The following is a 12175-nucleotide window of genomic DNA, read 5'->3' on the forward strand; positions in this document are numbered from 1 at the left end:
ATTCACGTTAACCCTGTGCGACAAGTCGTTCATTTGATTGGAATCTGTCCACAGAAAACGTGGGTAGGTCTGTGGATAACGCCTTGTAAGCTAAGCCCCACGCGGTCTCTGTCAGTTTGAGCAGAATTTGATCAATTGCGTGGGGGTGCACGTCTGACACCAGGCGTGCCTTTCTTCGATGCCAAACCGGTTCATCGCAGGCTCAGAGGAGCGACTCCGTCGCTTGCCGAGCGCGCTCGGTGCGATTGCGGCCCAAGGCTTTGGCGCGGTAGAGCGCATGATCGGCCTGGTCCAGCAACTGATCCAGGGTCGGCGACACCTCGCCGACCGTACAGCCGTCGTAGCCGATGCTCACCGTGATGTGCAATTGCTTGCCCGCATGGTGCACGGGCATCGCTCGTACCGTGCGCAGCAAGCGCTCGGCAGTGAACCTGGCCTGTTCGGGCGACAGGCCGGGCAGGGCGATGACGAACTCTTCGCCGCCAAGCCTGGCCAGGATGTCCTGCTCGCGTAGCTGCTCTTGAAGCACTTGTGTGAACAGTCTCAGCACACAGTCGCCGGCGGCATGGCCGTGTTGATCGTTGATCGACTTGAAGTGGTCGATGTCCAGCATCATCAAAGTGATCGGTGACGCGTGGGCATGGCGCCGACGCTCCTCGAGCAGGCGCGTGGCGCGCTCGGTGAAGGCACTGCGCGACAGGGCGCCGGTCAGGTGGTCCAGGGTCGCCTGCCGTTGCAGTCGCGCGAGCAGACCCCGGTTGGCATGATTGACGCACGCGACCACCAGGGGGCCCAGCACCAGCATGGCGATCCCCAGACGCGCCGACACCAAGGTGTTGACCGCCGCCTCGCGACCGGGGTAGCCGTAGTGCAGCAGGGCCTGAGCCACCGCGATGATCATGGTGCTGCCTGCCATCAGCGTCAGCAGGGCGACCAGAAAGGGCGAATAGATCAATGCGCACCACAGCAGCGCAGCGATTGGGAAAGCGATGGCGCCCGGCCCGCCGACCAGAATGCCAACGGCCAGCGACGCCAGCAACAGGGCCAGCGGCATCAGCCGTACCGGGGGGCTGTCCGCACGCCGTATCCAGTCGCCGGTCGGCCAGGTGAGCAGTGCCGGCATCAACAGGATGGCCGTGGAAAACTGCTCGCTGAACCAGTCCAGCCATGTGCTGCGCAGCGGTTGGTCGAACCAGACGATGGCCGAGAGGCAGGCCAGGCTGGCGGCCACCGCTGCCGCTGCCGCGCTGGCGCCGCAGAGATTCAATACGGCGTAGGGGGTGCCGAGTTTGCGATGCGCCCGGGCCACGCGTGTGAGAAGGGCCCAGCCAGTCAGAACCGCGCCCAGGTTGCACAGGTTGTACCAGGCTGCCGGTAGCCAGGGGCTGCCACAGACCAGGTCGGCGGCGACCATGGCGGCGTACATCAAGGCAAACCCGACGGGGGTCGCCGGTCGTGGATAGCGCAGGAGGATACCGATCAGCACGGCATTCACCGGCCAGAACAACGACAGCGACTCGATCGGGCGAGCGAGAATGCCCGCGAGGGTCAGGACGAACGTCAGCGCCGTGAGGGCCGGGTAGGGAAGCAGGCGTGAGAAGGCTGGAGGCACCATGGGCGTGTCCGGCAAACGAAAGTCCGCGCCCAAGCCTCAAGGGCAGGCGCTTGGGACGGCGTGCTGGGGAGTGTGTGCAACCTCTTGACTGATGTCAATTGGATATTATTGATCGATCGGCCCGGTGCTCAGGGGGAAAGTACCGGCTCGAACGCGAACAACCAAGGTACCATCAGGACGGTCACGCCCATCACCAGCAGGGTGAAAGGGACCCCCAGCCTGACGAAGTCGATGAAGCGATAGCCGCCTGGTCCCATCACCAGGGTGTTGACTGGCGAGGACACCGGGGTCATGAACGCTGCCGAGGCTGCCAGCGCCACGGTCATCGCGAACGGCTGTGGCGCCAGCCCGAGCGCCGTCGCCATGCTGACCGCCACCGGCGCCATCAACACGGCAGTCGCGGTATTGGAGATGAACAGGCCGATGGTCGCCGTCAAGGCGAACAGGCAGGCCAGCAGCACGCGAGGGCTGGCATTGCCGAGTACATCGACCAGGCCATTGACGGCCAGATCGATGCCGCCGGTTTTCTGCAGGGCCGTGGCGAAGGGCAACAGGCCGACGATCAGGACCAGGCTCGGCCAGTGAATCGCCCGGTAGGCACTGTTCAGGTCGATGCAGCGCCCGGCGCCCATCAGCAGGCAACCGATCAAGGCGGCCAGCACGTTGGGCACCCACCCACTGACCATCAGCAGCACCATCACCGTCAGGCTGAACAAGGCCTGCGGGGCGCGTGCACGGGCAGGGGCCACCTGCTCGATCTCGCTGGGCAGGCTCAGCACCAGAAAATCCCCAGGCTGGGTCTGCAACCGTCGAATCGCTTTCCAGGGGCCGACCACCAGCAGCGTATCGCCCATGCGCAAAGGGCACTCGAGCAGCTGCTCGGTGAGCGCGGCGTGCTCGCGCCGCAGGCCCGTCACATGCAGCCCGAATCGGCTGCGAAAGCCAACGCTCAGCACGCTCTGGTCGATCAGGTTAGAGCCGGGCGGCAGGAGCACTTCGGCCATGCCGATGTCCTGGGACTGATCGATGAAATAAGCCGCCTTGAAGCGCAGCGGTTCGAGGCGCTGCGTCCGGCACAAGGCGGCCAGGGCTTGGGCGGAACCGAACAGGTCAAGCAGCAGGACGTCGCCGGGTTCGATGCGGGTGGTGGAGTCTGCGGCCTTGATCCGCGTGGTCAAGTGCTGCTGACGCTCGATGCCGATCACGTTGGCGCCATGCCGGGTCCGCAACTGCAGCTCGCCCAGCGTATGCCCGATCAGGGGCGAGTCCTGGGCGACACGCAAGCGACGCTCTCGGCCGCTCAACCCATAGTCGCGCACCAGGTCGAGCAGGGTGCGCGTGCCTGGCGCGCCTTGGTCCGACAGCTCCGGTACGCTCAGAAAGCGGCGCGCCCACAGTAGGTAGCCGATGCCGATCAGCAGGATCACCAGTCCGAAAGGCGTGATGGCGAAGAACCCGAATCCGGCATGGCCTTGGCGAACCAGCTCGCTGTGCACCACCACGTTCGGCGGTGTCGCCACCAGGCTGAGCATGCCGCTGATCAGGCCGGCGAAGCTCAGTGGCATCATCAGCCGGCCTGGCGCCAGCCCGAGCCGCGCGCACAGGCTCAGGACCACGGGGATGAAGAGCGCGACCACGCCCGTCGAGCTCATCACCGAACCCAGGCCTGCCACCGCCAGCATCAGCAGCGTCAGCAGGCGGGCCTCGCTGCGACCGGCACGTTCGCTCATCCAGACCCCGATCCGGTAGGCGACGCCGGTCCTGACCAGGCCCTCGCCGATCACGAACAGCGCTGCGATCAGCACGACGTTCGGATCGCCGAAGCCGGCCAGGGTCTGTTCGACGCTCAGCACGCCGGTCAGGGGCAAGGCCATCATCGCCAGCAGCGCGACCACGTCCATGCGCGGCCGATTGGCCAGGAACAAGCCGATCATGATCGCCAGCAGGCCCATGACGTTCAACAGTTCGTGATTCATCGACGCAGGGAATCCCGGACACCGGCAACCGGCAATGCGCGTAGTGTGTCAGCGCAAGGCCGCCTTGGCATTGACGCAGTGCAATGGACCGAGCGCCAGCGGCGCGGCGCGCGCCCTTGTCCTGCCTGCCCTCACGCCAGGTATCCTCCGTCGACGTTCAGCACCGCACCCGTGGTGTAGCTGGAGGCTTCGCTGGCCAGGTACAGCACTGCGCCGGCCATTTCGCGCGGAGCGGCCACGCGCTTGAGCGGGATACGCTGCAAGGCGCCGTCGAGGATGGCCGGCGTATTGACCAGCGCCGACGCGAAGCGCGTGTCGGTGAGCCCTGGCAGCAGCGCGTTGCAGCGGATGCCGAAGCCCGCACATTCGGTGGCGAAGACCTTGGTCATGTTGATCACTGCCGCCTTGGTCATGGAATAGACGCCCTGGAAGGGGCCGGGCGAGACGCCGTTGATCGAGGCGACGTTGATGATGCTGCCTGCGCCATGCTCACGCATCAGCTTGCCCGCTTCCACGGACATGAAAAAATACCCACGGACGTTGACGTCCACGGTCTTCTGGAAGGCACCGAGGTCGGTGTCCAGCACGTTGCACATCTGTGGGTTGGTGGCAGCGTTGTTGACCAGGATGTCGAGCCGGCCGAACCGCTCGCGTACCTGGGCCAAGGTATGGCGGATCTGCTCGGGCTCACCGATGTGGCAGGCCAGCGCGGTGGCACGTCCTCCCGCCGCCACGATCGCCTCGGCAACCTGCTGGCAGGCGTCCAGGCGTCGGCTGGACACGATGACCTCGGCGCCTTGCGCTGCCAACAGGTGGGCGATGGCCTCACCGATGCCGCGGCTGGCTCCCGACACCAGAGCGATCTTGCCATCCAGGTCGAACAGGGTGGTTCTAGGCATAGGTATCTCCTCATTGACGTCGCTCCAGAGTCTAGACCGGGCCCGTGACAGCGGCTCACATGTCCACGCCCGGTCGTCATCTGCTACGATCATCCTGCTCTGCAGCCGGTCTATGCTGCATACTCCGTGGCGAGACGAGAGATCGAATGGATCGCATCCGTGACAAGGGCCTGTCCACTCGCAACCAGGTGATTCGCCGGCTGATGCTGGCGTTCTCCAGCTTGTTGATCGTGATGTTGCTGGTCGTACTGACATCGCTGTATCGCCTGGCAGGCTCGTTGGACGAACGCGAAACCCAGACCAGCCGCTTTCACGCCGAGTCGACGCTGGCCCAGTTCGAAAAGGCGGAGCGTTCCTATGTCACGGGTCATGCGGTCTGGCAGGCGGCCTATGAGCATCTGTCACGCACCGTGGACACGCGCTGGGCCTTCGATGAAGACAACGTCGGTGCCACGCTCTTCAGCGAAGACGGCTACGAAGGGGTGTACGTGCTGGATGACGGCGGCACCCGCTATGCCGTGGTCGACGGGCAGTTGAGCGAAGACGGGCTGTCGCAGCGCAGTGCCCAGGCACCGGCGATTCTGGCGGCGGCCCGTCAGGCGGCGCTGGAGGAAGAGGCCGCGACGGGTTACCTGTTGTACGAGGGGCGTGCTGCCCTGTTCACCGCGTCGGTGATCCGCCCCCCGGTGGCGGTCGATCCGCCGCCACCCAGCACCGTGCTGACCTTCATTCGTGTCCTGGATGACGAGCTGCTGGCCTCGCTCGGTCGCTCGGCCGGCCTCGAGGGTGTCTCGCTGTCGACGCGCCCCCCTGAAGCATCGACCGCTGACAGGCTGCCCCTGCCTGGCAGTGGTCATTGGTTGACCTGGCAGGTCGCTCGGCCTGGGGAGGCGCTCGTACGTGCCGTGGGCATCCCGCTGGTCCTGTCCATTCTGGCGATTGCCCTGATCGTTGCGGTACTGGGCCGGTATGCCCTGCGCGTCAGCGCCAGCATCGATCGGGGTCAGCGGCGATTGGCCGCGTCGAAGGCGGCGCTGGAAACCAGCGAGGCGCGCTTCAAGGCCATCGCCGAGTCCACGTCCGACTGGATCTGGGAGACCGACCCGAGCCTGCGGCTGATCTACCTGTCCAGCCGGTTCACCGAGTTGACCGGCCTGGACACGGCGCAGTGGCTGGGCCGGCCGATCACCGAACTGCTCGCCTGCAGCACGGGCGAGCTGGACGCCTGGCTACGCGCGCTGGGCAGTTCCGGCGAACCTGGGGTGCTGCGCTGCGGCTACCGCGACCATTCCGGAGCACAGCGCATTTGCCGGGTCGCGGCACGGGCCATCCCTGCCATCGACCAGTGCCAGGGGTTTCGCGGCACGACCACCGACATCACCGACGAAGTGGCCGCCCATGCACAGATTCAGCACTTGTCCCTTCACGATGTCCTGACCAACCTGCCCAACCGCAACAAGCTGTATCGTCATCTCGAGTCCCTGACGCACAACGAACCGCCCGAGCTGGCCGTGGTGATGCTGGACCTGGAGCAGTTCAAGCTCGTCAATGAAGGCATCGGCCATCCGGCAGGCGATGCCGTGTTGCTGGAGGTGACCGCGCGCCTGTTGCAGGCGACGCGTGACGGTGACCTCATCGCCCGGCTCGACGGTGACGAATTCGTCCTCGTGCTGGTCAAGCCAGGCCAGCGGCCGGAGCTGGATCGCTTCTGTACGCGGATCATCGACAGCGTGCGCCAGCCGATCGCGTTCGAGGGCCGCTCCATACAGGTCGGTGCCAGCCTGGGGGTGGCGCTGTCGAGCGAGCATGGGGGCACGCCTTTGGAGCTGCTGCGCTATGCCGACATCGCCCTGGACACCGCCAAGCGCGAAGGCCACAACACCTGGCGGTACTTCTCCGGCGCCATGAGCACCGCGTTGCTGGACAAGCGCACGTTGCAGCAAGAGCTGCGCGAGGGGATCGCGCGGGGCGAGTTGCGCCTGCATTACCAGCCGCGCTTTCGCGTGGATGGCGTCACGCTCGCTGCGGTCGAGGCGCTGGTGCGCTGGCAGCATCCGGTACGTGGCCTGCAGGCGCCCGACGCGTTCATCCCACTGGCCGAGCAATCCGATCTGATCGTGCTGTTAGGCAACTGGGTGATGCACGAGGCGTGCGAGCGCGCCCGTGCCTGGCCGCTCGAGGCCACGGTCTCGGTGAACCTGTCGCCTGCGCAGTTTCGTCGCAGCGATGTGGTGCGCGATGTGCACGCGGCGCTCAGGGCCACTGGGCTGCCGGCTCGACGGCTGGAACTGGAGATCACCGAGAACGTGATGCTCAATGATGTGGAAGGCGCGCTTCACACCATGCAGGCGCTCAAGGAGCTCGGCGTACGCCTGAACATGGACGATTTCGGGACAGGCTATTCGTCGTTGGGCTACCTGCGCACGTATCCGTTCGACGGCATCAAGATCGACAAGCGCTTCACCCAGGCCTTGGGCAAGAGCGGCAGCGATCGCTGTGTGGTACAGGCGATCATCAACCTGGGCAACGCCATGGGCATGACCGTCACCGCCGAAGGGGTCGAGACGCCCGAGCAGCTGGCGCTGCTGGCGGAAGATCGCTGCCATGAAGTGCAGGGGTACCTGTTGAGTCGGCCGGTCGACAACGAAGCCTTGGTGCGCTTGATGCAGGAGCGGCAGGACGCGAAGTGAGCCGGCCAGGCGTGGGTGTCTTCGGCCTGAAGGTCCAAGGAGCCTGCCCGCTCGTCGTCCCGGCGCGACGCCGTCACCCCACGCGCTGACGCCCTTGATCCTTACCATTCCTTGTCGATCCCCCGCCAACGGCGTATAAACTGCACCCCTTTGCCGGTCGCTTCCTGAACCGGCCGTTGAACCGAAGAGAGTCGACATGGGCGCACAGTGGAAAGCCAAGCATAAAGAAGCCGCAGCCAACGCCAAAGGCAAGATCATGGGCAAGCTGGCCAAGGAAATTCAGATCGCCGCCAAGAATGGCGCCGACCCGGACATGAACCCGCGCCTGCGCCTGGCCGTGGATCAGGCCAAGAAGGCCTCGATGACCCGCGAGACCCTCGAGCGCGCCATCCGCAAGGGTGCCGGCCTGGACGGCGACACCGTGCAGTACGCCGCGGTCACCTACGAAGGCTTCGCGCCGCACCGCGTGCCGCTGATCGTCGAGTGCCTGACCGACAACGTCAACCGCACCGTCGCCGAAATCCGCGTGGCCTTCCGCAAGGGCCAGCTGGGCGCCAGCGGTTCGGTCGCCTGGGACTTCAACCACGTCGGCCTGCTCGAGGCCACCCCGGACAACGCTGACGCCGACCCGGAAATGGCTGCGATCGAAGCCGGTGCCCAAGACTTCGAGGACGGTGAGGAAGAGGGCTCCACCCTGTTCATCACCGACACCACCGACCTGGACGCGGTCCAGAAGGCGCTGCCCGAGCATGGCTTCACCGTGACCTCGGCGAAGATCGGCTACACGCCGAAGAACCCGGTCAGCGCGGCCAGCCTCAGCGCCGAAGCCTTGGCCGAGGTCGAAGCGTTCCTCGAGAACATCGACAACCACGATGACGTGCAGAACGTCTATGTGGGTCTGACCGAGTAATCGGCAGGCGGGGGCGGGCCATGTCCTGATCCGCCCCGGCGCGCGTACCCCCAACCGGGCACACGCCAGGTGTCGGCGTCAGTGCGCGCCGGCCGACTTGCTCAGGTCGCTGGGCGACCACTGCGTGTACACGCAGGCATCGGCCACCGCCCAACGCACCTTCACCGTGTCGCCCGGCTTCATCGGCATGCCTGCGGCCGACAGCGCCTTGACCGTCAGTTCCGTACCACCGGCCGTGACCACATGGCAGGTCTGGCTCTCGCCCAGGAACAACACCTCGGTCACCTTGGCCTGCACCTCGTTCCAGCCACCGGGCAACGGCTCGCGGCGTGCCTGCTCGTCGCTCAGGGCCAGGGCTTTCTCCGGCCGTACCATCACCAGCGCCTCCTGACCCGAGACCAGCCCGGGGGTCAGGCGCATCGCCAGCGGTTGGCTTTCGAAGCTGCCGACGCCTTCGCCGTGGGTGGTGATCCTGAGGAAGTTGGAATTCCCCAGGAACGAGGCGACGAACGCATTCGGCGGATTCTGGTACAGGTCGTAGCCGCTGCCCAGCCCGACGATCTTGCCGTGGCTGAAGATGGCGATGCGCTGGGACAGGCGCATGGCTTCTTCCTGATCGTGGGTCACATAGACGATGGTGATGCCCAGGCGCCGGTGCAGCTGGCGCAGTTCGTCCTGCAGGTCCTCGCGCAGCTTCTTGTCCAGCGCGCCCAAGGGCTCGTCCATCAGCAAGATGCGCGGCTCGTATACCAGCGCACGGGCGATCGCCACTCGCTGCTGCTGGCCGCCCGACAGCTGGGCCGGGCGCCGGTGGGCGAAGCTGTCCAGCTGCACCAGCTTGAGCATGGCGTCGACCCGTCTGGCCGTCTCGCTGGCGCCCAGCTTGCGGATCGCCAGGGGGAAGGCGATGTTGTCGCGCACCGACAGGTGCGGGAACAGCGAATAGCGCTGGAACACCATGCCGATGTCACGCTTGTGCGGCGGCACCTTCACCAACGACTGGCCCTCGACCAGGATCTCGCCGCTGCTGGGCGTCTCGAAACCGGCCAGCATCGACAGCGTGGTGGACTTGCCCGAGCCGCTGGAGCCGAGGAAGGTCAGGAACTCGCCGTCTTGGATCTCTAGGTCGAGGTTGTCCACGGCGGTGAAGTCGCCGTAGTGCTTGTTCAGGTTGCGCAGGCTAACCAAGGTCTTGGGCTGCGCGGATGGGTCGCGGACTGCACTCATTGGGATTGTCTCCGGGCGCTCAGGCGCTGACTTCGTTGCGCCGGCGCAAGGCAGCGGCGATGACCATGACCAGGACCGACAGGCCGATCAGCAGCGTCGAGGCGACGGCGATCACCGGGGTCAGGTCCTGGCGCAGGGTGGTCCACATCTTCACCGGCAGGGTCTGCAGGTTGGGGCTAGCCATCATCACGCTGAGCACCACCTCGTCCCAGGACACCAGGAAGGCGAACAGCGCACCGGCGATCATCCCGGGGCGAATCGCCGGGAAGGTCACCTTGACGATCGCCTGCACCCGCGAGGCGCCGCAGATGACTGCGGCATCCTCGACCGACTGGTCGAACAGCTTGAGCGAGTTGATGATCGAGATGAGGGTGAACGGTAGCGCGACGATCACATGACTGACCACGAACGACACCAGGGTGCCGGTGTAGCCGAGCTTGAGGAACAGCGCGTAGACCGCCACCGCGATGATCACCAGCGGCACGATCATCGGCAGGGTGAACAGGCCGTAGAGCATCTCGCGGCCCGGGAAGCGTCCACGCACCAGGGCGAACGCCGTCGGCAGGCCGAGCAGCACCGCACAGACGGTGGTGAGCACCGCGACCTTCAGGCTGGCCAAGGCCGCATCCATCCACTCAGGGTTGGAGAAGAACTGGCCGTACCATTTGAACGTCCAGCCCGGCGGCGGGAAGACCAGCCACTGCGAGGAGCCGAACGACAGCAGCACGATGAACAGGATCGGCAGCAGCAGGAACGCCGCGATCAGGCCCGTGGTGGCGTACAGGCCCACCCGCAGGGGACGGCCCATGGCATTGGGGGACAGCAGCATGATGGCTTACCTCGCATTGCCCACCGGGGATTCCGGTTGCAGCTTCAGGAAGAAGAACAGCACCAGGGTGATCAGCACCAGCAGTGCGGCGGCGGCGCTGGCCAGCCCCCAGTTCAGGAACGACTGCACCTGCTGGATGATGAACTCGGGCAGCATCATGTTCTGCGCGCCGCCCAGCAGGGCGGGGGTCACGTAGTAACCCAGCGACATCACGAAGACCATCAGTGCCCCGGAGAACAATCCCGACCGGCACAGCGGCAGGAACACCCGGAAGAAGTTGGTCCACGGGCTGGCGCCACAGATCGAACCGGCCTGCAGCACCATCGGGTCGATGGCGTGCATGGTCGCCTGCAAGGGCAGCACGATGAACGGGATCATGATGTAGCTCATGCCGATCACTACCCCGGTGAGGTTGTGCACCATCTCCAGCGGCGCATCGATGATGCCCAGGGCCATCAAGGCCTTGTTGATCACCCCCGAGGCCTGCAGCAGCACCAGCCAGGAGTAGGTGCGTGCCAGCAGACTGGTCCACATCGACAGCAGGACGATGTTCAGCAGCCAGCGGCCCCAGCCCTTGGGCACCAGGGTGATCGCCCAGGCCAGCGGGAAGCCCAGCAAGACACTGATCACCGTCACCAGCCCGGCCACCGAGAAGGTGTTGAACAGCACCCGTGCATAGGCCGAGTTGGCGAACAGCTGCTCGTAGTTGCCCAGGCCCGGCACCGGCTCCAGCACGCCGCGCAGCAGCAGGCCGATCAGCGGGGCGAAGAAGAACAGGCCGAGAAACAGCAGGGCTGGCAACAGGTTGCGGCTGCCGCGCCAGCGCTGGCCGAGGGGCGGGCGGCGCGGGGCCGCCGGCGCAGCGGTGCCGGGGTCGGCACCCGGCGCGCGCTGCAAGGCATTGATGGCGACTTTCATTTGACCAGCCACTCGTTCCAACGGGCGGCGATGGCCTGGCCGTTCTTGGCCCAGTAGGCGAAGTCCAGGGTGATCTGGTCATTGACGTAGGCGGTCGGCAGGTTGGGGGCCAGCGCCGGCTCGAGCTTGTCGACGCTGTCCAGGTTGACCGGCGCGTAGGCGGTCAGGTTGGCGAACTCGGCCTGGCCTTCGGCCCCGCTGGCGTTGGCCAGGAACTTCATGGCGGCGTCCTTGTTCTTGGCGCCCTTGGGCACCACCAGGAAGTCGGCCATGACCAGGTTCTGTTTCCAGCTCACGCCGACCGGGGCCCCGTCTTGCTGCAGGGCGTAGACGCGGCCGTTCCAGAACTGCCCAAGCGCGGCTTCACCGGAGGCCAGCAACTGCTGGGACTGCGCACCGCCGCCCCACCAGACGATGTCTTTCTTGATGGTGTCGAGCTTCTTGAATGCACGGTCCAGGTCCAGTGGGTAGAGCTGGTCGGCCGGCACGCCATCGGCCAGCAGGGCCAGCTCGAGCACGCCCGGGCTCGGCCACTTGTACAGGGCCCGCTTGCCGGGGTAGGTCTTGGTGTCGAACAGCGCCGACCAGTCCACTGGCTTGCTGGCGCCCAGCTTGCCTTCGTTGTAGCCGAGCACGAAGGAGAAGAAGAACGAGCCGACGCCATGGTCGGAGACGAAGCGCGGGTCGATGCGGTCGCGCTTGATGGTGATGAAGTCCAGCGGCTCGAGCAGGCCTTCGCTGGCGGCACGCAGGGCGAAATCGGCTTCGACGTCGACCACGTCCCACTGCACGTTGCCGCTTTCGACCATGGCCTTGAGCTTGCCGTAATCGGTCGGGCCGTCCTGCACGACCTTGATGCCGGTGGCCTTGGCGAACGGTTCGGCCCAGGCCTGTTTCTGGGCGTCCTGGGTGGAGCCACCCCAACTGACGACGTTCAGGCTGTCGGCCGCGACGGCGGCCTGACAGGCCAGGGTCAGCAGGCTGGCGGACAGCACTGCGCTTACACGTTTGCTCAACAGCATGGTTACACCCTCGTGACTTTTGTTATTCGAGGCGAGTGTTCCGATGTGACTCGCCCTGTATTCGGGGAGCAGCTAGACAAAGTGTCGCA

General features: G+C 65.7%; 9 protein-coding genes. 2 read left to right on the forward strand and 7 right to left on the reverse strand.

Annotated features, from left to right (window positions below; translation table 11 throughout):
- Window positions 1-202: 202 nt before the first annotated feature.
- From G7007_RS04835 to G7007_RS04845, 3 genes are all read right to left on the reverse strand, one after another.
- Entirely contained in the window at window positions 203-1630 is a 1428-nt protein-coding gene (locus G7007_RS04835) for a GGDEF domain-containing protein (protein WP_181099460.1), read from the reverse strand.
- Window positions 1631-1743: 113 nt separating this feature from the next.
- On the reverse strand, window positions 1744-3591 hold the full coding sequence (locus tag G7007_RS04840) for an SLC13 family permease (RefSeq protein ID WP_181099462.1): 1848 nt from the start codon (window positions 3589-3591) through the stop codon (window positions 1744-1746).
- Window positions 3592-3722: 131 nt separating this feature from the next.
- Complete coding sequence (locus tag G7007_RS04845) at window positions 3723-4490, reverse strand: SDR family oxidoreductase (protein WP_181099464.1); 768 nt, start codon at window positions 4488-4490, stop codon at window positions 3723-3725.
- A gap of 146 nt (window positions 4491-4636) precedes the next feature.
- Here G7007_RS04845 and G7007_RS04850 point away from each other — a divergent pair, with 146 nt between their 5' ends.
- Together G7007_RS04850 and G7007_RS04855 are read left to right on the forward strand one after the other, a co-directional pair.
- Entirely contained in the window at window positions 4637-7180 is a 2544-nt protein-coding gene (locus G7007_RS04850) for a bifunctional diguanylate cyclase/phosphodiesterase (RefSeq protein ID WP_181099466.1), read from the forward strand.
- A 196-nt stretch (window positions 7181-7376) separates the two neighbouring features.
- Window positions 7377-8090, forward strand: a complete 714-nt coding sequence (locus G7007_RS04855; protein ID WP_181099468.1) for a YebC/PmpR family DNA-binding transcriptional regulator — start codon at window positions 7377-7379, stop codon at window positions 8088-8090.
- A 78-nt stretch (window positions 8091-8168) separates the two neighbouring features.
- Here the strand turns inward: G7007_RS04855 and G7007_RS04860 are convergent, their stop codons facing one another.
- The 4 genes from G7007_RS04860 to G7007_RS04875 are packed head-to-tail and all read right to left on the reverse strand — an operon-like array spanning window position 8169 to window position 12086.
- Complete coding sequence (locus G7007_RS04860; RefSeq protein ID WP_181099470.1) at window positions 8169-9317, reverse strand: ABC transporter ATP-binding protein; 1149 nt, start codon at window positions 9315-9317, stop codon at window positions 8169-8171.
- Window positions 9318-9336: 19 nt separating this feature from the next.
- Complete coding sequence (locus G7007_RS04865) at window positions 9337-10146, reverse strand: ABC transporter permease (RefSeq protein ID WP_181099472.1); 810 nt, start codon at window positions 10144-10146, stop codon at window positions 9337-9339.
- 6 nt (window positions 10147-10152) lie between these two features.
- A complete protein-coding gene (locus tag G7007_RS04870; protein ID WP_181099473.1) occupies window positions 10153-11064 on the reverse strand; it encodes an ABC transporter permease in 912 nt (303 codons plus the stop codon).
- Window positions 11061-12086, reverse strand: coding sequence for an ABC transporter substrate-binding protein (locus tag G7007_RS04875; RefSeq protein WP_181099475.1), 1026 nt, complete (start codon window positions 12084-12086; stop codon window positions 11061-11063). Before G7007_RS04875 ends, G7007_RS04870 begins: the two co-directional genes overlap by 4 nt.
- Window positions 12087-12175: the final 89 nt, after the last annotated feature.

It is taken from the genome of Pseudomonas entomophila (assembly GCF_013523125.1).
Classification (GTDB): domain Bacteria; phylum Pseudomonadota; class Gammaproteobacteria; order Pseudomonadales; family Pseudomonadaceae; genus Aquipseudomonas; species Aquipseudomonas entomophila_B.